The 23,186-nt window shown below is 59.5% G+C and carries 21 protein-coding genes; 10 read left to right on the top strand and 11 right to left on the bottom strand.

All coding sequences use genetic code 11. The features are described 5' to 3' along the window. Positions 1 to 130 precede the first annotated feature (130 nt). The 3 genes from IF199_RS13685 to IF199_RS13675 form a co-directional block, all read right to left on the bottom strand. Complete coding sequence (locus tag IF199_RS13685) at positions 131 to 1,216, bottom strand: acyltransferase family protein (protein ID WP_192560754.1); 1,086 nt, start codon at positions 1,214 to 1,216, stop codon at positions 131 to 133. Positions 1,217 to 1,542: 326 nt separating this feature from the next. Continuing rightward, positions 1,543 to 2,292 carry a class I SAM-dependent methyltransferase gene (locus IF199_RS13680; protein ID WP_096821790.1) on the bottom strand — a complete coding sequence of 250 codons (750 nt, stop codon included), beginning with the start codon at positions 2,290 to 2,292 and terminating at the stop codon, positions 1,543 to 1,545. Then, a complete protein-coding gene (locus IF199_RS13675) occupies positions 2,289 to 3,443 on the bottom strand; it encodes an MBL fold metallo-hydrolase (RefSeq protein WP_192560753.1) in 1,155 nt (384 codons plus the stop codon). Before IF199_RS13675 ends, IF199_RS13680 begins: the two co-directional genes overlap by 4 nt. A 294-nt stretch (positions 3,444 to 3,737) precedes the next feature. On the opposite strand from IF199_RS13675, the gene IF199_RS13670 reads away from it, so the two are divergent. Continuing rightward, the gene (locus IF199_RS13670) at positions 3,738 to 4,799 is read left to right on the top strand and encodes a YncE family protein (RefSeq protein WP_192560752.1); all 1,062 of its coding nucleotides are present in this window, start codon (positions 3,738 to 3,740) and stop codon (positions 4,797 to 4,799) included. Between the two features lie 3 nt (positions 4,800 to 4,802). Here the strand turns inward: IF199_RS13670 and IF199_RS13665 are convergent, their stop codons facing one another. The 4 genes from IF199_RS13665 to IF199_RS13650 all read right to left on the bottom strand — a co-directional run bounded on the left by IF199_RS13665 (position 4,803) and on the right by IF199_RS13650 (position 11,253). Then, positions 4,803 to 7,880: an efflux RND transporter permease subunit gene (locus IF199_RS13665; protein WP_192560751.1), complete on the bottom strand. Its 3,078-nt coding sequence runs from the start codon at positions 7,878 to 7,880 to the stop codon at positions 4,803 to 4,805. After that, positions 7,877 to 9,043: an efflux RND transporter periplasmic adaptor subunit gene (locus IF199_RS13660; protein WP_192560750.1), complete on the bottom strand. Its 1,167-nt coding sequence runs from the start codon at positions 9,041 to 9,043 to the stop codon at positions 7,877 to 7,879. The genes IF199_RS13665 and IF199_RS13660 overlap by 4 nt, the downstream gene beginning before the upstream one ends. After that, the gene (locus IF199_RS13655) at positions 9,040 to 10,458 is read right to left on the bottom strand and encodes an efflux transporter outer membrane subunit (RefSeq protein ID WP_192560749.1); all 1,419 of its coding nucleotides are present in this window, start codon (positions 10,456 to 10,458) and stop codon (positions 9,040 to 9,042) included. Before IF199_RS13655 ends, IF199_RS13660 begins: the two co-directional genes overlap by 4 nt. 105 nt (positions 10,459 to 10,563) lie before the next feature. Continuing rightward, positions 10,564 to 11,253: a response regulator transcription factor gene (locus IF199_RS13650; RefSeq protein ID WP_096821784.1), complete on the bottom strand. Its 690-nt coding sequence runs from the start codon at positions 11,251 to 11,253 to the stop codon at positions 10,564 to 10,566. A 117-nt stretch (positions 11,254 to 11,370) separates the two neighbouring features. Between IF199_RS13650 and IF199_RS13645 the strand changes: the two genes are divergently transcribed. The 5 genes from IF199_RS13645 to IF199_RS13625 all read left to right on the top strand — a co-directional run bounded on the left by IF199_RS13645 (position 11,371) and on the right by IF199_RS13625 (position 17,751). Then, entirely contained in the window at positions 11,371 to 12,063 is a 693-nt protein-coding gene (locus IF199_RS13645; protein WP_192560748.1) for a response regulator transcription factor, read from the top strand. Further along, positions 12,041 to 13,420, top strand: a complete 1,380-nt coding sequence (locus IF199_RS13640) for a sensor histidine kinase (RefSeq protein WP_102622290.1) — start codon at positions 12,041 to 12,043, stop codon at positions 13,418 to 13,420. The genes IF199_RS13645 and IF199_RS13640 overlap by 23 nt, the downstream gene beginning before the upstream one ends. A gap of 237 nt (positions 13,421 to 13,657) precedes the next feature. Continuing rightward, positions 13,658 to 13,888 (top strand): type 1 glutamine amidotransferase family protein, encoded by a 231-nt coding sequence (locus tag IF199_RS13635; RefSeq protein WP_192560747.1) that lies wholly within the window; start codon positions 13,658 to 13,660, stop codon positions 13,886 to 13,888. Positions 13,889 to 13,991: 103 nt separating this feature from the next. Beyond that, a complete protein-coding gene (locus tag IF199_RS13630) occupies positions 13,992 to 16,172 on the top strand; it encodes a multicopper oxidase family protein (RefSeq protein ID WP_192560746.1) in 2,181 nt (726 codons plus the stop codon). A gap of 43 nt (positions 16,173 to 16,215) precedes the next feature. Further along, positions 16,216 to 17,751 carry a tyrosinase family protein gene (locus tag IF199_RS13625; RefSeq protein WP_192560745.1) on the top strand — a complete coding sequence of 512 codons (1,536 nt, stop codon included), beginning with the start codon at positions 16,216 to 16,218 and terminating at the stop codon, positions 17,749 to 17,751. A gap of 69 nt (positions 17,752 to 17,820) precedes the next feature. Here IF199_RS13625 and IF199_RS13620 read toward each other — a convergent pair whose 3' ends face one another. Next, positions 17,821 to 18,741 carry a LysR family transcriptional regulator gene (locus IF199_RS13620; protein WP_192560744.1) on the bottom strand — a complete coding sequence of 307 codons (921 nt, stop codon included), beginning with the start codon at positions 18,739 to 18,741 and terminating at the stop codon, positions 17,821 to 17,823. 66 nt (positions 18,742 to 18,807) lie between these two features. Between IF199_RS13620 and IF199_RS13615 the strand changes: the two genes are divergently transcribed. Both IF199_RS13615 and IF199_RS13610 read left to right on the top strand, forming a co-directional pair. Beyond that, positions 18,808 to 19,425: a LysE family translocator gene (locus IF199_RS13615; protein ID WP_192560743.1), complete on the top strand. Its 618-nt coding sequence runs from the start codon at positions 18,808 to 18,810 to the stop codon at positions 19,423 to 19,425. Between the two features lie 127 nt (positions 19,426 to 19,552). Next, complete coding sequence (locus IF199_RS13610; protein WP_192560742.1) at positions 19,553 to 19,972, top strand: organic hydroperoxide resistance protein; 420 nt, start codon at positions 19,553 to 19,555, stop codon at positions 19,970 to 19,972. 92 nt (positions 19,973 to 20,064) lie between these two features. On the opposite strand, the gene IF199_RS13605 is transcribed toward IF199_RS13610, so the two are convergent. Next, positions 20,065 to 20,523 (bottom strand): GNAT family N-acetyltransferase, encoded by a 459-nt coding sequence (locus tag IF199_RS13605; RefSeq protein ID WP_192560741.1) that lies wholly within the window; start codon positions 20,521 to 20,523, stop codon positions 20,065 to 20,067. Positions 20,524 to 20,743: 220 nt separating this feature from the next. Here IF199_RS13605 and IF199_RS13600 point away from each other — a divergent pair, with 220 nt between their 5' ends. Then, complete coding sequence (locus IF199_RS13600; RefSeq protein ID WP_192560740.1) at positions 20,744 to 20,905, top strand: hypothetical protein; 162 nt, start codon at positions 20,744 to 20,746, stop codon at positions 20,903 to 20,905. 112 nt (positions 20,906 to 21,017) lie between these two features. Here the strand turns inward: IF199_RS13600 and IF199_RS13595 are convergent, their stop codons facing one another. Both IF199_RS13595 and IF199_RS13590 read right to left on the bottom strand, forming a co-directional pair. Further along, complete coding sequence (locus IF199_RS13595) at positions 21,018 to 21,443, bottom strand: cupin domain-containing protein (RefSeq protein ID WP_192560739.1); 426 nt, start codon at positions 21,441 to 21,443, stop codon at positions 21,018 to 21,020. A 131-nt stretch (positions 21,444 to 21,574) separates the two neighbouring features. Continuing rightward, entirely contained in the window at positions 21,575 to 22,462 is an 888-nt protein-coding gene (locus IF199_RS13590) for a transcriptional regulator GcvA (protein ID WP_192560738.1), read from the bottom strand. A gap of 108 nt (positions 22,463 to 22,570) precedes the next feature. On the opposite strand from IF199_RS13590, the gene gstA reads away from it, so the two are divergent. After that, a complete protein-coding gene (gstA, locus tag IF199_RS13585; protein WP_192560737.1) occupies positions 22,571 to 23,182 on the top strand; it encodes a glutathione transferase GstA in 612 nt (203 codons plus the stop codon). Positions 23,183 to 23,186: the final 4 nt, after the last annotated feature.

The following is a 23,186-nucleotide window of genomic DNA, read 5'->3' as shown; positions in this document are numbered from 1 at the left end:
CTTTTGTGCACTCGAGCGATCCTCCACCGAAAACGAGAAAAGCCCTGCAAGCGGAAACCTGCAGGGCTTCTCGGTCAGGCTGACCATCTCATTAAGCCCGCTCGCGGCGGGCTTCGTTCAGTCTGAGGAATCAGGTCAGTGCCGTGACAGCAGCTGGGGCAGAACTGGCTTTCTTTACCTTGTACATCCGAATGAATGGATACTCGATAGCATACGAGCAGATAACGGCAGCGACAAAGCTAAGAGCCAGGTAGCCCGCCAAACCATGATATTGATGCAAAACAAACATGTGTAACAAGTAGAGAGGATACGCCAGCCTTGCCACAACATTAATGATTGGCGAAGACAGCTTTTTGTCATATACCGAATAGACAACCAGGGCGAACCCCAATGCCAAAACCGTTGGCATTACTATTCCATCCCTTGTCAAAAGACCGATACTTGGAAATTTATCGGCTCCCGGGAGCATCCATATATATACAAAAGAAGCCGCGACAATCAGCAGCCCAACAGGCAACGCTGTCTTTCTGAGAAAATCAATTTTATTGTGTACGGCATAAGCCACGATCACACCATAAAGCAGCTCGTCGTATCGGTAATACGGCTTAATGAAAAGAAAGAACTGCCAGTTGTTGTCATCGGGTAGATAGCCAGAAGAAAGGTAGAATCGCAAACAGAGGAAGGCCACCAGCAGCGCAGCCAACCCGGACCAAACCGCCTTGTACCGAATCATGAGAACAAGCAACGCGGGCACGGTGGCATAGAATGCCATCTCGACAACCAGACTCCACGTAACCTGATAGAAAGGCAGGTCTATGTGCCATATGTCATAGACAACCGTCTGCAGGAAAAAAGCATGGGCTATGAATATTTTTGACGCTTCAGCAAAGGAGTTCAAGAAGCCCAGGTGTTTCAAATCGATGAGATAGAAAACAACCGACGCTATATATAACGGATAAATTCTCAGCAGACGATTAACAATATAATCCTTGTACGCAAATCGCCCAGATGACATGAAATAAAAAAGAATAGAGCCGATTAAAAAACCAGACAGTATAAAGAAAAGATCAACACCGACCCAACCTACTCTGAAATCCTGTGGAATATTATGCCACACAAGAACCATTGCGATAGCAATTGCCCGCAATGCATCCAGGCCTTGATATTTGCTATTTTCAGTTAAATAGCGATACCACTCCATCGTATATTTTTTCATGCCCGAGATCATGCCATATTGTAATGCGGCGCGATTGTATCATGCCAAATACACGCCCGCCCTGAACTCCTTTCAGCCCTCCCCTCGGGAAGGTAGATCTGAGGGTACATGTTCACGCAGGATCTCGACGGAGGCCGAAACAGGAGCTCATCCTGCTCTCAGTCGCCGGGGCTCAAAGACCGGTTGACCGGCCTCTGAGTGGAGCAGGACACGCTGAATGACTCAGACGCTGTGGGCCGCTACGACTGAGCGGCTGACCGGCGAAAATTGATCGTGGATTCCCGAAAGAAAAATCCATGACCACTCAGACAGCGCATCACTGCAAATCACAAGCGGAAGTACGATACGTAAGGCAGGAACGGCGAGCGCTTAACCTGAATAGTGTTCATATCAAACACTTCAAGCAGCGCTTGTGTTTCGCCTGGGAAGTGAGGGCAGTTCAGCTCGTCAAAAACCAGAATCGAACCTTTTGACAGTCGTGGCTTGATCGCTTCCAGTACATCCTTCGTCGGCTTATAAACGTCCATATCGAAAATGGCCATCGAGATGAGCGAGTGAGGATTGTCTTCAAGCCATTGTTTCGAGGTCTCTGAAGCATCACCCTTGATCAGGGTGAACTTCTTCAGGTGATTATTGGGGCTCAGCGACTCTTGAGCCTGGAGCAGCCGCTCCAGCAAATTCTCATAACCATCGTCTACATGAAAGTCGCCTGCTTTGACTTGCGCGCCATCTTTCTCGTCAACTTCGGCAAAACCGCTGAAGGTGTCGAAGCCAAAGATATGCCGCGAGTAATTGTAGGGTTCCTTGATAGCCCGAAGATTCAGCAATGTTGCCAGGCTGCTGCCGTAATGAACGCCGAACTCGCAGATCGATCCCGCAACAGGGAGCATCTCGTCGTACAGGAGGTTAAGGTTCAGGATTCGCGCCAGCGAAGGTCGTGACAGCGTAGCAACCGAAGGCCAGTTCCAGTATTCCCCTGCGATTGTATGAATCTCGCCATGAATATCCCGCAGTTCCTTGTAGGCATCCGCCTGGCTGGGAGGGGTAAAAAACAGCTGACCGTCTTGAGTTTTCATTTACTTTCCATCAAAAAGTTAAGACCGTTCGAAATGAGTTTGCTTTGAATCAGGTACGCCAGTTTGGAAACCTTGGCGTGGATACTGGATATGTTTTGATCCGGCCTGTGCACGAGCCCCATGCCTCCGATGATAATCGCCTCCAGCGTCAACTCGGCGTTCAATATCCGTGACCAGACATGGCGCGAAGCCTCGTAGCCGACGGTACCGCTCTCATATTCATCCGACGCGGTGAGCAATCTGACGGGAACAGGACCGCCCACGGCCTTGTTCAGAAAACGCTCGAGCTGCCCAAGCAGCAAATCAAAGAGTTCTTCACCTGGGGAGTCGTGGAGCTGGCTCGTTTTTATGTCGATTCCAGACACACACTGGGTGAACGGCCCTGGATTCCGGCGCAGAAAGTCTTGCGCAAGATCATAGAGCGACCCGCGATCCCAAGAGGCCGGGTATTGATACAGCGATTGATTCGCGTAATAGAAGCCCTTGTCGAGCCCCAGGTGTTTGAGGTTCGCCGTGGTGGCGGCCTGATAAGACTTGAATCGGGATTCAATCATCTCGTCCGCACTTTGCTTGTCAAAGGACGGGTAGTTGACCGGGAAACTGTCAGCGATACCGAACTGAATAAAAAAGTAACGGTTTTCAACCGGGACAGCACTCAAGCATTCATTGAGCGCATCGGTGAGCGCAACCGGATACTCGTGCCAGTTATCGTTGGCATGAATAACCGCATCGGTTTCAGACACGACAGTCACAATCGAATCATATTCCGTGAAATCCGGATTGATGAAGCATCTCAACTCCACCCCATCGACGTAATAGGCTTCTTCTGTCAGTTCAACCGGATAACGGCCGGTGAGGCGCTCAATCCGCTTGGAAAGCCCATTCGTCTTGAATTTCGGAACAAAGAACGTAGCATCCGCCAAATGCTGCTGAATGAAAAACTCATCCAGATGATCATCATGGCCATGCGAGATAATGACATTAAGTTTATCGGCCGGAAGAGAAAGCAACTTCTCAATCATTGCTGTTCTGGGTGACGGGTTTTGAATCCAGCCGCCAAACGCAGGAGAAACGTACCAGGGATCAGTAAGAAAATAACTGCCCTTCTCTTCCAGAAGCAATGAGGCGTGATTGACGAACTCTATATCCAACTGCCTAACCCTTCATATATTAATTAATCAAACTGTGAGTTAAGCAAAAGAACAACAACCTCAAAAAAAAAAACCCGTTGCCAGTTTGCTGACAGATCACCACTAAACGCAGCCGCTACACCACTTTGTATACATATTCAATGACCTGCTCAAAAAAATAACACACCCGGGCTCAGTACGAAAAGTAGCAACGCGGTCGTCGCAGCGCGCAGATCAGCAAGGTACTCTGGGCCTGTATCGGCCGCCAAACGCGATTCCACACCTGTCCATTCAACAAAAATACTGAGGTCTTTGATGTTGTTTTCAAAAACGTGGCTCGCACTTGCAGGCCTGGCGCTTGGCCTGATCGGCCCCCATGCTCAAGCGAAAGAGCCGCTGCTATACACCCTCAGCGCCTCGACGGTATTGCCAGGCGACGGTTACAGTTGGGGCTTCGGGGCACTGGAACCCAAGGGGCCACGCCTGTTCGTGTCCCGCCGGGAAAACGGACTGTCGGTGTTCGACGTCGAACAGCAACGGTTGGTGAAGACCCTCGACAACTCCGCCGGCGCCAACGCCGTCGCCTTCGTGTCTGAGCGCAATCGGGCGTATGTCGCCAACATGGACGGGACGTTGGGGATCGTGGCGCTGGATCGCCTGCAAGTCCTGCAACGGCTGAAGCTCGATTCCGGCAACCTCAACAATCTGCTTTACGACGCCAGCCGTGACCGGTTGATCGTCACCAGTGGCCGGCGCGGTGATCATTCGACGCTGTACCTGATCGACCCGAAAACCGATCGCCTGACGGACGCGGTGGACGTGCCAGCGCAAAAGCTCGACGGCCCCGTCATTCTTGAAAACGGCAACTTCATTGTGCCCATGCGCGATGAAGACCAGGTCGCCGTTCTTTCCGGAAAGAAACTTGAACACCAGCAACTCTGGACATTCAAAGGCTGCAGCAAGCCCAGCGCTCTGGCCGTCGACGAACCGCATCAACGTCTGTTCGTGGCGTGCCGAGGCGGCGATCCCGTTCTGGTGATCGCAGACCTGAACACGGGCAAGGCCTTCAGCACCCTGCCGATCGGCCGCGCCGTGAACGCACTGGCTTACGATCCCGTGAAAGACCAATTGCTGGTGCCCAGCGGCACCGACGCCAGTCTTGCGATCGTCCAGCGCGACAACCAGGGCCAATACCAACTGCGCGGTACAGTCGGGACGCGGCCGTGGGCCCACAACATGGTGCTGGACACCAAACGCAGTCAGGCCTACCTGTTCACCGCCGACTTCACCCAGCCGGCACCGAGCCGGGAACAGCCCAAGCCCGACCCGGTGTTTCACCCCGGCACCTTCACGGTCCTGACCTTCAAGTCGCAGTAAGCGTCAGGATGCCTCGATGATCCCGGCGGCCTGTGTCTTGTGCCGCCGACGCTCGAACCACAGGTAGACCACCGGCGTGGTGTAGAGCGTCAGGATCTGCGAAACCGCCAGACCACCGACAATCGCGATGCCCAGTGGCTGACGCAACTCCGAGCCAGCGCCATGCCCGAAGGCCAGTGGCACGGCACCGAGCAACGCGGCCAGCGAGGTCATCAGGATCGGCCGCAAACGCAACAGGCACCCTTCCCTCACCGCGTCCCGAGGCGACAGCCCTCGCTGCTGCGCCTGCAAGGTGAAGTCGACGATCATGATCGCGTTCTTCTTGACGATGCCGATCAGCAGAATGATCCCGATCATCCCCAACACCGACAGATCCTGCCCGCACAGCATCAAGGCCAGCAGCGCGCCAAAACCGGCGGACGGCAGAGTCGAGATGATCGTCAGCGGGTGGATCGCGTTTTCATACAACACCCCGAGCACGATGTAGACCGTCAGGATCGCCGCCAGAATCAGCCACGGCTGCGACTTCAGCGAATCCTGAAACGCCTGGGCGGTGCCCTGGAAACTGCCCACCACCGTGTCGGGCATCGCGACCGCCAGCGACGCCTGATTGATCGCGCTGACCGCTTCGCTCAAGGCATGCCCCGGCGCGAGGTCGAAGGACAGGGTAATGGCCGGGAACACGCCCTGATGGTTGATGATGATCGGCACCTGTTCGGTCTTGATACTGGCCAGCAGGTTCAGCGGCACCAAGGCTCCGGAGCTGGCGCGAACGAACAGATGCTCAAGGGTGGCAGTGGACGTCTGCCAGCTCGGGTCGAGTTCGAGAATCACATGGTTCTGATCCAGTTGAGTGAACATCGTCGCAATCTGCCGCTGACCGAACGCGTCGTACAGCACGTCATCAATCGCTTGAACGGTCACGCCCAGGCGCGCAGCGGTCGGACGGTCGATCACCAGCGTCGACTGAGCGATCGCCTGTTGCTGGTCAGAGGTGACGTGTTGCAGTTGCGGCAAGGTCTTCAGTTTGGCCAGCAGCACCCCGCTCCAGTGATCCAGCTCGACGCTGTCCGGGTCCTGCAGGGTGTACTGATACTGCGTCTTGCTCGCCCGGCCGCCGATCTGGATGTCCTGGTTGGCTTGCATAAACACCTTGACCCCGGATAACCCGTCCAGCGCCGGTTGCAAGCGCCGGATGACCTCGGCCGCACTCGCCGTGCGTTCACTGAACGGCTTGAGGTTGATCATCACCTTGCCCTGACTGACCGTCGGGTTCGGGCCGATCCAGAAATACACCCGCGCCACCGCCGGGTCCTGGCCGATGATCTCGGCCGCCCGGTTGACCTGCGCACGCATGGCGATCGGCGAAATATCCGCCGCCGCTTCCGCGACACCCTGAATCAGACCGTTGTCCTGCTGCGGGAAGAACCCTTTGGGAATGCCGACATACAGCACCGCCGTGGCCGCCAGCGTGGCAATGGCCACTGCCATGGTGATGCGCTGATGATCCAGCACCCAGTCCAGGCTGCGTCGATAGCCGTTGTGCAGTCGGTCGAACACGCGCTCGCAGGCCTGGGCAAAGCGCCCCTCCTCCTGATCGGCATGGGGTTTGAGCAGCCACGCGCACAGCATCGGCGTGATGGTCAGCGAGACGATGCCGGACATGATGATCGCGACACTGACAGTCACCGCGAACTCACGCATCAAGCGCCCGACGATGCCGGACATCAACAGAATCGGCAGGAACACCGCGATCAGCGACACCGTCATCGAAACGATGGTGAAACCCACTTCGCGCAAGCCATCGACCGCCGATTGCAGGCGCGACTTGCCCATTTCCAGGTGCCGGACGATGTTTTCCATCACCACGATGGCGTCGTCCACCACGAACCCGACGGCAATCGCCAGGCCCATGATCGACAGGTTGTCGAGGCTGTAGCCGAGCAAGTACATGACACCGAACGTGGCCACCAGCGACAGCGGAATGGTCAGGCTGGGAATCAGCGTGGCGGTGGCCTTGCGCAGGAACACGAAGATCACCACAACCACCAGCGCAATCGACAGCAGCAAGGTGAACTGCATGTCATTGACCGATGCTTCGATGGTCTGGGTACGGTCGCCCACCACTTGCACCTGCACGTCACGAGGCAATGAAGCGGTCAGCTCAGGCAACTTGGCCTTGATTGTGGCGATGGTCGACAGCAGGTTGAAACCCGGCTGCTTGTGAATGTCGACGATGACCGTGGGCTCGCCTCCCAACTGCGCGGCTTGCTGGGTGTCCTCGGCCCCGGCGATCACCCGGCCAAGGTCGCCCAGTTTGATCGGCATGCCGTTCTTGTAAGCGACGACCTGATCGCGATAGTGCTGCGGATCGAGCAACTGGTCGGTCGCGCCAAGGGTGATCGAACGACTCTGGCCATCGAGCGTGCCCTTGGGCTGATCCAGGGTGCTGACGCCAATCACGCTGCGCACATCTTCCAGGGTCAGGCCCCGTGCGGCCAGCGCATCGGGGTCGATCTGCACGCGAACCGCCGGTTTCTGCTCGCCATGGAAATCCACCAGGCCGACGCCGGGCATTTGCGACAGGCGCTGGGCAATGTAGTTGTCGGCGTAGCGATCCAGCTCCGGCAGCGTGCGGGTCGGCGACGTCACCGCCAGCGACAGCACGGTGCCTTCGGCCGGGTTGACCTTGTTGAAGGTCGGCGCGCTGGACATGGTCTTGGGCAGGTTCGGGGTGGCGGTGTTGATCGCCGTTTGTACGTCCTGCGCAGCGCCGTCGATGTCCCGCGACAGATCGAATTGCAGCACGACCTGAGTCTTGCCGGCCGCGCTCGACGAGGTCATCGAAGTGACCTGCGGTACGGCGGCGAAGGCGCGCTCCAGCGGTGTTGCCACCGACGACGCCATGGTTTCGGCGCTCGCCCCCGAGAGTTTCGCGGTGACTTGAATGGTCGGGAAATCCACCGTCGGCAGCGGCGCCACCGGCAACTGGAAGTACGCGAAAGCCCCCAGCAGCATGACGCCCAGCGCCAGCAGGCTCAGCCCCACACGCCGTTGAATCAGTCCGGCCAGCGCATTCATTGGGCAGCCTCCGCCAGATCGGCGGTGGTGTCAGTCTTGACCGGCACAACCTTCAGCCCCGGTGCGACCCGGGACTGGCCCTGCACCACAACGGTTTCGCCCGCATTCAGGCCTTGGCGAATCCACTGCTTGCCGTCCACCACATTGGCGGCGTCCACCAGACGTGGCTGCACCCGCTGCTCGGCATCGACCACGTAGACGAAATTGCCCTGACGCCCCAATTGCACCGCATCGGCTGGGACAACGGCCACATCGCGGTGGGTCTGCACCAGCAACCGCGCACTGACCAATTCACCCGGCCAGAGTTTGGCGTCAGCGTTGTCGAACTGCGCCTTGAGCTGGATCTGACCGCTGGCCGCCGTCACCTGGCTGTCGATGAAGCTCAGATGCCCATGGGCGATTTCCTGCTGGCCATCGCGGGTCATGGCGACTACTTGCAGGGCGCCTTTGGCGTTCTCTTCGAGGATTTCCGCCAATTCGTCCTGGGACACGGCGAACGCGACGGAGATCGGGTTCATCTGGGTGATCGTCACCAGCCCTGTCGCTTCGGCGCCGTGGGCAATCGCGCCGACATCCAGCAAACGCTGGCCAGTGCGGCCGGTCAGCGGTGCCTTGACCTGAGTGAATTCCAGTTGCAGCCGCGCCGCATCCAGCGCCGCCTGATCGGCCTGCACGGTCGCCTGTTGCGCGGCCAGTTGTGCGCGGTAAGTGTCAACGTCCTGGGTCGGCCCGGCCTTGGCAGCGGCCAGTTTGCTCGCGCGGTCGAGATTGACTCTGAGGTTCGCCAGTTGCGCCTGATCCTTCGCCAGCAATGCCTGAGCCTGAGCGACCTGGGCCTGATAGACCCGCGGATCGATCACCGCCAACAGGCTGCCGGCGGTAACGGTCTGCCCTTCGTTGAACAGGACTTTCTGCAACTCGCCATCCACCCTCACCCGCACATTGACGCTGTTGAGCGCCTGCACGTTGCCGATAGCACTGATCCACACCGGCAGATCCTGACGACTGACCTGCGTCATCTGCACCGGGATCGCTCCGCTGTCAGTCTTTACCGGTGCGGCCTGAGCCTGTTTGATCCATTGAAAACCGCCGACGGCCACCGCCAGCGAAAGTGCCGCGACGCCCAGGAAAACGGCGCGACGACGTGGGTGCAGGACAGTCATGGGTGAGTCACCTGAGCAGAAGAATTGAGAGCGAGGGCATCAGCGGAAAAGTCGCCCCCCAGAGCGCGGAACAGACCGACAGCCGCTTGCAGGTGTTGCAGGCGCACCTGCAACAGCGTGTCTTCGGCCTGGTATTGTGTGCGCTCGACGATCAGCAGCGTCTGGAAGTCCGTAGAGCCGAGGCGATAGCGAACCTGCGCCAGGCGCGCCGCTTCCCGTGCCGAATCCACCGCCGAGGTGTTCAACGCGTAGCTCTTGTCGAGTTCACTGGCGGCGCTGATCTGGGTTTCGACGTCTTGCAGGGCCTCGACGATCGACTCGCGGTAACTGGCGGTCAGTTCCTGTACGTGGGCCTGATCGAAATGCAGTTGGCCCTTGAGTTGGCCACCGGCAAACACTGGCTGACCGAGGGTGCCGATGACGCTCCAGATCTGCCCGCCGGCCAAGGTGTCGATGCCGCCCAGCAAGTCCAGCGACAGGTTGAGCAGGAACGCGGCGCGGGCCACGCCGACGTCGAAGTTGGCGGATTTCAGCCGAGCTTCGGCAGCCTGAATGTCCGGCCGCTGGCGCAGCAGACCGATCGGCAGGCCGGTCACCGGTTGCGGCACTTGCAAGGTACCGAGGCCGTCGCCCTGCAAATGGAACCCTTGCGGTGGCGCCCCCACCAGCACCGCCAGTTGATACAGCGCCTGATCCCGTTGCTGACGCAAGGGCGGCATTGCTGCTTCGAACGTCTGCATGGCGTTGCGCTGCTGGGCGACCTCAAGATTGGAAACCGCGCCCTGACCGGCCTGGATCTCTACCAGATCGAGCACCTGACGGGCGTCGTCGGCGATCGATTGGGCCAGACGCAGGCGCTCTTCCAGCGACAGCACCTGAAAGTAACTGTCGGCGATGCTCGCGCTCAGGCTCATGCGCAGAGTCTGGGCATCGAACGCGGTGGCGTCGGCCAGCGCATCGGCCGAATCGGCGGCGGCGCGCTGCTTGCCCCAGAAATCCACTTCATACGTGGCTTCGGCAAATACACTGCGTTTTTGCGTGGTGCCGTAATTGTTCTGGCGCTGATAGTTGCCGCCCAGATTCAGCGCCGGGTATTGCCCGGCGCCGGTCACCTGTGCGGAGGCCCGCGCCTCGTCGATACGGCTGATCGCTGCTTTGAGGGTGAAGTTGGAGGCCAGCCCACGGTCGATCAACTGATCCAGCTCGGCGCTGTGAAACTCGCGCCACCATTGCCCACCCGCCGCCGATTGACCGCCGGAAGCCTCGTTCCACTGCTGGGCCAAGGGCAGTTCGGGTTGCCGATACTCGGGCACCATCGAACAGCCGCCGAGCGTCAATGCGCCCAGCAGGATCAGCGTCGCTGATGATTGAAATGCAACGCGCCGTCTGCGCGCCTTGGTCTTTGAAACCGACATGAGCAAGCTGTCTCCCCCGCTTGAGCCTTTGTGGAGCGATCCACGAATGCGGCGAAGATAGCGAGGGGTGCCTGCCAGAGCGTTCCCCGGCAGATAAACTTTTGTTTAGCCTTGCTCGGGTGTCGTCTGGAAGCTGTAGCCGGCACCGGGCACCGTCTTGATCAGCGAATACTCGAAACCGTCATCGAGTTTGCGCCGCAAGCGGTGGATGTGTTTGTCGATGACGTTGTTGTTGGGGTCGAATTCGTAATCCCAGGCACTGTCGAGCAACATGTCGCGAGTGACGATCTGGCCGCTGTGGCGCATGAGTTTTTCCAGCAACAGGGCTTCGCGATGCTGCAACGCAATGACCTTGCCCCGCCGCACCGCGGTACGCGTGGCGCAGTCCAGTTGCAATTCACCCACGACCAATTGCCGCGCCGGCCCGGCGACCTGATCACGCCCGCGCAACAAGGCTTCGAGCCGCGCCAGCACTTCGGCGAAGGCATAAGGTTTGGCCAGGTAATCATCACAACCAGCCTGCAAGCCTTCGACTTTCTGCTCGGTCGATGCCTGGGCACTGAGCATCAGGATCGGCACCCGCACCTGCCGGGCGCGCAAGGCCTTGATCAGGCCGATGCCGTCGAGGCCGGGCAAGCGCCGGTCGACGACCAGCACGTCGTGAATGCCTTCCAGCGCCATGTCCAGACCGCTGTTGCCATCGCTGGCGACATCGACCACATGCCCGCTTTCGCTCAACCCGCGCAGCAGATAAGCGGCGGTCTGGGCGTCATCTTCAACCACGAGAATGCGCAAGGCACCTACTCCATCAAGCCAACCTGAACTTTTATTTATCCAGCGGGAACGTGGCGCGACCGCAGGCTTTGCCACACTATGCCATCTCTGCCTGATGATGTGAGTGGTTCAAAAGCCATGACCCATGTTCTGGTCGTCGAGGACGACTTGCCCACCCGCCGCGAAATCGAAGCGGCCCTCACCGACCACGGTTTCACCGTGAGCAGCGTCGACAATGGCCGCGAAGGCCTGCTCAAAGCCCTCGGCGAGCCGTTCGACCTGATCGTTCTGGACCGCATGTTGCCCGGTGGCCTCGATGGTCTGGGCGTACTCACCGCGTTGCGGGCCGCCAGTGTGAACACGCCGGTGCTGATTCTCAGCGCCCTGAGTGCGCTCGATGAACGGGTACGCGGCTTGCGTGCGGGCGGCGACGACTACCTGACCAAACCGTTCGAGTTCATCGAATTGACCGCCCGCCTCGATGCCCTGAACCGGCGTCGCGCCGAGCCGGTATCCCAGGTTCAGGAAACCCGTTTGCGAGTCGGCAGTCTGGAAGTCGATCTGCTGAGCCGGACCGTCCGACGCGGCGAGCGCACCATCGATCTGGTGCCCCGGGAATACGCGCTGCTCGAACATCTGGTGCGTCATGCCGATCAGGTGGTTACCCGCACCATGCTGTTCGAAGCGGTGTGGAATTACAGCTATGACGAGCGCACCAACGTCATCGAAGTGCACATGAGCCGATTGCGCCGCAAGGTCGACGGTGACGGCGAACCGCCGATGATCCATACCATTCGTGGAGCCGGGTATGTTCTCCGTTCACCTGAGTGAAATCCCGCGCACCATCAGCTTTCGTACCGCGCTGCTTTTTCTCGGGCTGTTCGGCTGTTCGTTTCTGGCGTTGTTCGGTTACGTCTACTGGCAAACCGCGTTCTACCTGAAAACCGAAGCGGACACGGCCCTCTATCGGCAGGTGGAAAACCGCAGTGCACAGCCGCCGGAACTGCAATTGCAGGAGATCCGCAAACACGCCCTGCAGGACGTCGAAGCGCGCCTGCCCCACAGCCTGTTCGACGCCGACGGCAAATTCATTGCCGGCGTGATCAAGCAACTGCCGCCCTTCTCCGCCTATGACAAGCCGCAGGAATTTCGCTGGCTCAAGTCCAACGGGCATCATCGGCCGGTTCGGTTCATCGTTCATAAACTGGCCGACGGCAAAACCCTGCTGGTCGCCCAGGACGTCCACGACATTCGCGAATTCGACGAGCTGCTGATCAACGCGCTGATCTCCGGCGGCCTGCTGCTGTTGCTGGTCGGGTTGCTCGGCGCCGTGGTGCTGGGTTATTCGGCGCATCGCCGGCTGGATAAAGTCAGCCGCTCGATCAAAGGCATCATCGAGGGCGACCTGACCGGGCGTTTGCCGGTTCAGGGCAACAACGATGACATCGACCGGCTCGCCTCGGTGGTGAACGGCATGCTGGACGAGCTGGAACGACTGATGAGTGAGGTCAAAGGCGTGTGCGACGACATCGCCCACGACCTGCGCACCCCGCTGACCCGCTTGATCGCCGGCCTTGAACGCACCCAACGCCGGGGCCTGGATGAAGCGCAATACGCCGCCAGCATCGATGCGGCGCTGACGGAAGCCAAGGCCTTGCTGCTGACCTTCAAGGCTCTGCTGCGGATTTCGGAAATCGAAAACAGCGCCCGGCGCAGTCACTTCGCCCCGCTGGACCTGAACCTGATCAGCGCCGATGCCGCCGAGCTGTATGAGCCATTGGCCGAAGAACGCGGCATCAGCCTGACCATCGAAAACAGTCAGGCCCCCGCGATCATGGCCGGTGACGCACAACTGCTGTTCGACGCCTTGTGCAACCTGCTCGACAACGCCATCAAGTTCTCGCCCGACCACAGCCAGGTGCGCCTGAGCGTGATCGCCGATCAGGACAGCGTCGGGATTCGTGTCACTGACAACGGACCGGGCATCCCCCCGGCCGAGCGTGAAGCGGTGTTGCGCCGGTTGTACCGCGCGGAATCCAGCCGCCACACCCCGGGCAACGGGTTGGGATTGAGCATGGTGTCAGCGGTTGCGCGCCTGCATGACATGCGGGTGACGGTGAGCGATGCGGCGCCGGGCTGTCGGATTGACTTGCTGGGCAAGGCAACGCCGGTTATCGACCGGCCTTGAAAAACGGGCGCCTGTGGATGCCGCCAGCAGCGCCTGATACCACTCGGCAGATGCCCAGGAAAACGCCTTGCACGCAGAATAACGCCGACTATGCTCCCAACAGCTGTCCTACTGGCCATTGGCCTTAAGCGGCTGAACCTCCGGTTTTGCTGTCCGGGCCTCGCAACGCTGATTAGCAAGACGCTATGCACCTGACGACGCCATTGCGTTCGCCGCGGTGTTCCCCAGGAGGGAGTCATGCCTGCACCAGGACAGTACCTGATCGCAATCGCGGTCTACGATGGCGTGGATCTGCTCGACGTCAGTGTTCCCTACCAGCCATTCAACTGCATGGCTCCGGTTGAATCGCAGCACGATCCCGCCACCTCACCCCGCCCCGTTCAGTTGGATTCCCTTGATGGACCAGCCATTGCCACGGGTGACGGCATGACCATCGTCAGCGTGCTCAAACGCACAGGCCCCTCCTGACATCGAGCGTGCAGCAACACTTCTCAAGTTGTTCAGTTGATCAAAGGACACGCAGCCATCAAGGCTGTCGCAGACACTCGCGCAACGACGCAGGGAGCACAACATGGCTTCGCTTCACAGGGTTCTGGCCGGATTGATGATGTGTACAGCCTCCCACGCAGCGCTCGCCGACCTGGCGGCGCAGCCTTTCCTGTCACCGCCCAGGCTTCTTGAAAAGGGCCGGCCCGGCACACTGAAAGCCACCGAACTGGCCGTTGCGCAAACGGGTTGCAATCCGGCAGGCGATATCACCCGCGACGGGCAAACCGTGGAACTCAACCTGCAAGTGCAGAAACGCGAGAACTACATGTACAACCCGGGCAATCCCGATGGTGCCAAGGACAAAGTGATGCTGCGTTCGTATGGCGGCTGCCTGTCGGGGCCGCTCATCGACGTAAGGCCCGGCAATACCCTGCGAGTGCATCTGGACAATCAACTGGATAAAAACGACCCCAGCTGTCCGGGGGGACAGGACCCGGCGAACGGTGACCCCGGCTGCTTCAACACGATCAACCTGCACTATCACGGGATGCACGTTTCGCCAGCGGGCAACAGTGACAACGTGCTATTGAACATCGCGCCGCAAACAAAATTCGAATACGAGATCAACATCCCCACCGATCACCCATCCGGCACCTTCTGGTATCACGCGCACCGGCATGGTTCCACCGCGCTGCAGGTCGCCAGCGGCGCGGCCGGCGCCTTGATTGTGCGCGGCGACCGCCCTTACACCGGCGACAAACCGGGCGACATCGACACCATCCTCAAGGACGCAACCGGGAAGCCGTTTACCGAACAGGTTTTTCTGTTCCAGCAGATTCCCTACGCCTGTTTCAACGACGATGGCACCATCATCACGCAAAAGGATCACACCTGGACGTGCCCCAGCGGCAAGACTGGCGTGGTGGAGAATTTCGACGAGCAGCTCGCTTCGGCCACGGTCTGGGACGAGAGCGGTCGATTCACCAGCATCAACGGCGTGGTGCAACCGACACTGCAAGGCATCGCTGCGGGCGAGATCCAGCGCTGGCGCTTTATTCACGGCGGCATCCACGACACCGTGAACCTGCAGATCGTGCCCATGAACACGGCCAGTCCCAAAGCGAGTCTCGCCCTCAAGGGTGTGCTCGGCGGCACGCCAAAGGAACAGGAAGCGATCATCGCCGACCTGTGCCCGGTGACGGTGCCCGACTCCAGCAAACCGGTCGAGCTTGTCCCGCAATTCGAAATTGCCGCCGACGGAATCACGCGCACGGCGATCCGCCCCATAGGCGTGAACAAGAAAAGCATCAGCGGCGGCATCGGCAGCAACTTTCTGCAACCCGGCTATCGCAGTGACGTGCTGCTGATGTTCCCCCGTGACGGCACCTACTGCGTGCTGAACCAGGCGGCAACGCCTGCAGAACGCGCCAACGCCGGGCCTCATGGTGGACCCGGCGGCCAGGGACCGAACGAAACCCAATTGCTGGCGACGGTCATCGTCTCGGGCGGAAAAGTCGTCACCGACGACCCGCAGCGCTATATCCAGCAAGCGCTCTACGACGGCAACAAATCAGACTCATCGCTGCCGGCCGAGGCCCTGCAAGGACTGCTGACCGGCAACCTGAAGCCGTGGCGCGGGATGGACGACCTCAAGGATGCTGTGGTCAACGATGACATTCAGAAGGTCGACTTCTTCATCGGCAATGCGCCATTCCCGCCCTCACCTCCTGCGACCCCACCGTCGAAACCGGGAGAACCGTGGACGGGTGCGTTCGGTTTTTTCATCAACTACAAATCCTATGACCCGGACCGGGTCGACTTCACCCGCCAGGTCAACACCACCGATGACTGGGTGCTGACCTCCCAGGGCGAGCCCCACATCTTTCACATTCACGTCAACCCGTTCCAGGTGATGGATGTGCTGTACGCCAAGCCCGGCGAGAAGCCCAAAAGCATTTACGGCCCCAATGGCGAATGCCTGGTGCCGGCCGACGAACTGGGACTGCAAAACCAGTACTGCGGGATGTGGCATGAATTCAAGGACACCCTTTTCGTGCAGAACGACTATCAGGTGCTGGTGCGCACTCACTACGACCGTTACATCGGTGAGTTCGTCATCCACTGCCACATCCTCGACCACGAAGACGGCGGCATGATGACCAACATCCGGATCGTCCCGGACCTCAATGCCGCCGGCGGCGGCATCGGCATGGCCGGCATGAAGCACGCAGCGAATCAACCGTCGGGCACCCATCAGCACTGATAGGTAACCCCTTTGCACGAAAATTCACGACAAGGAGTCGGGCATGACAACTACATCAACATCAACGCCTGTCACCAACCCCACCTGGTACGGGCAGATCCGCGACATGTTCACCACCCAGGACCAGCAGCACATGGCCGCGCAAGGCCTGGACCTTGCCAGCTACGAGGCCGTGGTGAATCACGCCGGCGACATCTATCAACAAGTGGCGGTTGGGAACATGCCACCGGGTCGACCCTGGTCCCCTGACTGGGTGAGCACCTTCCTCAACTGGATGAATAATGGCTATCCGAAAGGCGTCCCTGTCACCAGCGCCAACGAAGTGGAGTTCGATGCTCGATTGCTGTCCATTGCAGCGGCCCCGGCCGGCAGGATCCGCAAGGACATCAACACGCTGTCCAGCACTGAACTCAACCTGCTCAAACAGGCGTTTTCCGGCATCGTAGCCAAGGATCCTGGCGACCCGAACAGCTATTTCGTCCAGGCCGGCTACCACTGGTTTCCGGCCCCCAATACTTACTGCATGCACCATGTCCCGGGCTACAACCCGTGGCACCGGGCGTATCTGGTCAGTTTCGAAAATGCCCTGAGATCGGTCCCCGGCTGCGAGAGTGTGACGCTGCCCTACTGGGATATCACCACGCCCTTCCCCGACGTGCTCAAAAGCGCGCCCTTCGATACGTACGTGCTACCACAAGCGGTCAGCCCGGATTACCCCGAAGGCTATAGCACTTCACGTTTTGACTACGACACGATTGCCCAGAACCTGCTGAACAACGGTGTGGCCGACGACGTGAACCGCGCCATGAGCAAGACCGACTGGGAAGACTTCCACGGCTACTGGTCAGACGCCAATTACAACACCATCATCGCGGCCCATGACGGGGGCCATAACTCCATTGGCCCGACCATGGGCGCCCAGGAGATCGCGGCGTTCGACCCGGTGTTCTGGTTCTTCCACTGCAACTGGGACAGGTTGTTCTGGGAATGGCAGAAAAAGATGCTGGCCACCGACCTGCATGGCTTGCTGACCACCATCAACCAGGACAGCGACCCCTTGAGTTATCAGATCTTCAATGAAGCGGCGCTCCAGTCCCTGAACCCGTTCACCAGCAACCCACCCGAGTTGAACACGCTGGCGATCATCGACTCGGTCGCCCGACTCGACGTTGACTACGGCCCTTCCGCGACAGCCTCGAACGTCGACTTTCTGCCCAAGACCCAGCGCACACTCGCCGCCAACAAACATTTCACGGTCCAGACCAGTCGGGTCAACGTGCGGGTCAGCGGTATCAATCGCCTGAAGATTCCCGGCAGCTTCTCGGTGCATTTGCAGAAAGACGGCAAGACCATCGCAACCCGATCACTGTTTCAGCCGGTGGCGGTTCAAACCTGCGCCAACTGCGTGGCCAACGCCATGAGCCACTTCGACTTCGAGCTGCCGCTGGCCGAGGTATCGGGCGGCAAACTGAGTGTCTGGGTGGAACCGGTGAACAAGAGTTTCGTCGGCGACCGCTTCCCGCAGAAGTTGATGGGTAACCCGGTTATCGATGTGCATCTATTGCTGCAAACGGATTAGCGCCGCTGCTGGACCCTGGCGCCGGAGCCTACGTGATAAGGGCCGGCGCCGACGTTGGGCAGACATCACCTAACAACCCACCGCCCGCAACCATTCAAGCAAATCCGTCTCCAGGCTGCCGAGCTTGGGAGGTATCGGCGACAGCAAGCAATAATGCGAGCCGTCTTCAACAAACCCGGATGGCGCGACCAATACGCCGCTCTGGATATCGTCGCGAACCAGGTGCCACGGCCCCATGGCCACCCCCAGGCCGGCGACCGCTGCCTGAATACTGAAATAGAAGTGTTCGAAGGACTGCATCTGCGTCGCCGGAACCGGCTGCCCTGTTGCGGCGGCCCATTCCTGCCAGGCGGTGGGTCGGCTGGTCGTTTGCAGCAGAGGAGCCGTGGCGCGCAGGCATTTCCCCCGTTCATCGAACCACTGACCGACTTTATCTGGCCGACACACAGGCCCGACCTTCTCGGCAAATAACCTCTCGGCGTGGTAACCGGGGGGCCGGGGGAAATCGTCTCGCCGAATGGCCAGGTCTATCCCCTGTTCAAAGGAAAAGAGACCGCCGCCGGCCACCAGATGAATGTCCGGGCCACGATGTTGTGCCTGGAAATCACCCCAGCGCGGGATTAGCCACCGCATCAACAGCGTTGGCTCGCAGGACAGGACCAGCCGCCGCGTGCGGCGTGCCTCGCTGCGTATCTCGCGGACGGCATGGTTCATCACCCCAAGCCCTTCACTCACTGCTTTCAGCAGTCGTCTTCCAGCGTCCGTCAGGAAAACCCTGCGCTTGCGCCGCTCGAACAGGTCAACGCCCAGATCCTCTTCAAGCAGACGCACGGCCCGGCTGATGGCGCCGGGCGTCAGATGCAGTTCATCAGCCGCACGGGCGAAGTTTTCAAACCGGCCAGCAGATTCGAAGCAACGCAGCGCCAGCAGAGAAGGCATTCTCGATTCGTATTTCAGTGATTCAAAGTCACCATCTACTTCAGAAATCATCGTTAGTTCCAGCGCACGACATCTGTAAACATGGCTTTCTATCACCAACCACCGCAAGGTTCCACCATGAGCGAATGGATAGCCGTAATCACCATCACACTGCTGGCATGCATCAGCCCCGGGCCGGATTTCGCCATGGTCTCTCGCAACGGCTTGCTGCTGTCTCGACGCGCAGGCGTTCTCACTGCGATGGGCATTGGTCTGGGGGTGCTGGTTCACGTCGGCTATACGCTGCTCGGGCTCGGATGGGTGCTTCAGCAAACGCCCTGGTTGTTCAATGCGCTGAAGCTGGCCGGGGCTGGGTATCTCGTCTTCCTGGGCATCAAAATGCTTCGCTCCAGGCCCGATGTTCAGCCGCAGGATGCGCCGCCACCTGCCCTGTCGGATCTGGCCGCGCTGCGTGCGGGGTTTCTCACGAACGCGCTGAACCCCAAAACATCGATTTTCATCGTGAGCCTGTTCATGGGTGTCGTCCGACCGGACACCGGCCTGCCGCTGCAACTGGCCTATGGGCTGTTCATTGCCGGGGCGCACGTGGCGTGGTTCAGCCTGGTCGCGCTGTGTTTCTCGGCCGGGAGGGTGCGCGAGAAGCTGATGGCGGCACGACTGTGGATTGACCGGGCCTTCGGCGGCCTGCTCGTCAGCTTCGGGATACTGCTGAGCCTCTCTCAGCGCTCAGGATGATCCAACCGCTACACAGCGATACATAAACCCCCGCTGCACGACACATCCCGGGTACATGGCGATGCAAAAGTGTAGGCCATCGGAACCTTCGTTTCCGACTCCATCACTCACTCAGGCAGGCATTCCCATGATCAACCAAATCGACACCGTGCTGTACACCGGCAAGACCCGCACCACTGGCGGACGCGATGGCGCCTCGCGCAGTTCGGACGGCAACCTGGACATCAAACTGTCGCCACCCGGTTCCAGTGGCAGCGGCACCAACCCGGAGCAATTGCTGGCGGCCGGTTGGTCAGCCTGCTTCATCGGCGCCATGGGCAAGGCCGCTGCCGCGTTGAAAATCAAACTGCCGGCCGATGTGGCGGTGGAAACCGAAATCGATCTGGGCAAGACCGGTGATGCATTCTTCCTTCAGGCACGCCTGAATGTCAGCCTGCCGGGGCTGGAAACTTCAGTCGCCCAAACGCTGGTGGAAGCCGCGCACCAGACCTGCCCGTACTCCAAGGCCACTCGCGGCAATATCGACGTGACCCTGCGCCTGATCTGAAACAGGTTTACGCCGGTTTCATCCTCAAACGCCCGAGGCACCGCTTCGGGCGTTTTTTTACATCACTCGTGTGCGGCATACCGGCGTGACAGTCAGCGAGAACCGGCCAGCGTCTTGCGCATGAAAACCCGGGCAAATCCGTCCTCGGTGGCGCGATGGGTTTCCACAAACCCGAGCTTTTCATAGATGGCGATGTTCTCGGTCATCCGCTCATGGGTGTAAAGCCGCACCGTTTCGCAGCCGGCACTCAACGCATGCTCTTCACAGAACGACATCAGCACTTTGCCCAGGCCTTTGCCCTTGTGCCGAGGCGACACCGCGACGTTGATCAGCAGCAACTCCTGGCCTTCCCGGCTCATCACCAGCACACCGAGGATCTCCTCGTTGTCGGTCAGCACGAACGTATCGGTTTCACGCAGCACTTGTTCGTAGACATCGAGCATGGGCGCGGGCTTGCGGCCGATTCGGGCGATGTAGGGGCTGTAGGCCTCATCGACCAGCGCGGCGATGGGCGCGGCGTCTTCGGATTGAGCACGGCGAAGGGTCTGCAAGGGATGCCTCTTCAGTGACGATGAATGAGACGTTCAGCATGCGATGGATGGCGTTCGTTGCCAACGCCGGGCCTTTGAATTTCTGACCATTCCGGAGCCGATCCCAAGCCTTTCCGTAGCACAATCGAAGCGCCCGAGGATGAACATACGTTCACCAAAATCATCACCAGATGCGTCTAGTCTGCGGGTTCCAACATAGTGACTACAGGAGTAACCCACCATGTTCTCGCACGAAAGCGTCCCGCTGATCATCCTCTTCATCATCCTGCTGCTTGGCGTGCTGACCGCCGTTCTTCATCCGGTGCATGCGTTTTTCAGCTGGCTTAAGAGGCGCAGGCAAAGAGCATCGGCCGAGAATGTGAAAGAGGTCGATGCACGCTGAAGCTCTTTCAGTTTGTTGGGGCGGCACTGTCGGCTTGATCATCTGCCTGCCTTGAATCCGCCAGCAACAAAAAGGCCTGCCAATGTGGCAGGCCTTTTCAGTTTTCAGACGGCTATTGTTTCAGAATCAGCAACGGCTCGCCCTTCTTGACGATATAAGTCGCCAGTTCCGAACCCTTTTCGTTACCGATGTTCTTCGCGATGTGCGCCACACCCTCCGGGATGAACAGCGAGTCTCCCGCCTTGAGCGTCACCGGTGCCCGGCCTTCGAGTTGGTATTCGAAGGTGCCGCTGATCACGTACGCGACTTCAACGCCCGGATGCGCATGCCGGGGGGAAGTGATGCCCGGCTCGAAATCCACCCGGGCCTGAATCACTTCGCGCTCCGCTGCGCCCAGATCCTGACGGACGAGATCCGTGCGGCTCAAACCTTGTTGCCAGCTCTTGGCCGGGGCGGCGGATTGGGTGTCAGCTGCGTGCGCGAGGCCGGTCAGTGAAACGAGTGCGGCGGCAGCGGTCATCAGAAGTGTGCGGCGCATGGTGTTGCCCTCTCGGAAGTAGTGAAGTGACGTCCCTACTTTGAAGATGGCATGTACCGGGAATGTGTCCCGATACCAGCGCTTGTTACCTCACTGTGTACGAGCGCGGGATTGATACACGCGCATACAACTCACACCACTTGCGACAGCCACTGTCTGAAGGCGACGACCTTTTTCGAATTCGCGTTTTCATGGGGCGTGACGAAGTAGAACCCCGAGTCGGATTTCAGCCGCAGATCAAACGGCGCCACCAGTCTCCCGGCCCGCAAATCGTCATCGACGTAGGTCGAGCGCCCGATGCACACGCCCTGCCCGTCAATCGCTGTCTGCACCGCCATCATGGCCAGATCGAAAGTCAGACGCGGGCCTTTGGTCGTGAGCGGTGGCTGGCCTGCCGCGTGCAGCCAGTCGTTCCAGTCATTGGCGGTCAGGCCGCTGACTTGCAGCAACGGGTGATGAACCAGGTCCGCCGGCGTCTTCAAAGGTTTATCGCCCGTCAGCAGTCGCGGGCTGCACACGGGAAAGACCTCGTCGGACATCAACCAGTCAGCCCGTAATCCAGGCCATTCACCCTTGCCGTAGCGGATCGCCGCGTCGATGCCGACCTTGCGAAAGTCGACCAGTCGGGTTAACGCACTGATCCGCACATCGATCTCGGGATGCGCCTCGCGAAACGACGGCAGACGCGGCAACAACCATTTGGACGCCACCGAAACCAGGGTACTGATCGTCAGGACGCTTTGGTTGTTCGCTTCCTGCAAACGCTCGGTCGAATGGCGTAGCTCCAGAAACGCCGAACGAATCCCGGGAAAATAAGCGTTGCCTTCATCCGTCAGCGTCAACCCGTCCTTCGAGCGCATGAACAGGCGCACGCCGAGTTCATCTTCGAGGCGACGGATCTGATGGCTGATCGCGGTTTGCGTGACGTTCAGTTCTTCGGCGGCGCGGGTGAAACTCAAATGGCGGGCCGCACATTCGAAGGCTCGCAATCCGTTGAGCGATGGCAGTCGGGGGAGCATATGACCTCTTCAGTCCATGAGATTTTGTCATACGCTAGCACCACAGATGTCCTTTGCGAAGCGGCGCAGCAGTAGTGGATTCTGGGCCTTCACCAGGAGGGAGATCCCATGAAACTGTACTTCGCGCCCATGACCTGTTCGCTATCCCCGCACATCGTGCTGCGAGAACTGGACTTGCCGTTCGAACTGATCCGGGTCAACAACCAGACCAAGCGCACCGCCGATGGCCGGGACTTTCGCGAGATCAACCCGAAGGGCTACGTGGCGGCGCTGATGCTGGACAGTGGCGAGGTGCTGACCGAAGGTCCGGCCATTTTGCAGTACCTCGTCGACCTCGTGCCCGGTCATACGCTGGCCCCGGCCAATGGCACCTGGGAGCGCTCGCGCCTGCAGGAATACCTGAACTTCATCAGTTCGGAAATTCATGGGGGCAGCGCGCCGTTGTTCAGCAGCGAAATCCCGGAATTCACCAAAACGATCTTCAAACACAAACTGTTCAAACGTCTGGATTACCTGAACCGCATCCTCGCGACCCAGCCCTTCCTGATGCAGGCGTTCGGCGTGGCGGATGCCTATCTGTTCACGGTGTTGAAGTGGCTGCCGACATTCAGTATCGCCATTGAAGACTGGCCAGCGCTCGCGAACTACATGGCGCGTATCGCCGAACGGCCCGGCGTGCGGGCGGCCATCGCGGAAGAAGATGCCACGCAACCGGTTTGAAAAC

Origin of the sequence: Pseudomonas allokribbensis, assembly GCF_014863605.1 — a bacterium.
Classification (GTDB): domain Bacteria; phylum Pseudomonadota; class Gammaproteobacteria; order Pseudomonadales; family Pseudomonadaceae; genus Aquipseudomonas; species Aquipseudomonas allokribbensis.
This window is presented reverse-complemented; position numbering and strand designations above follow the sequence as displayed.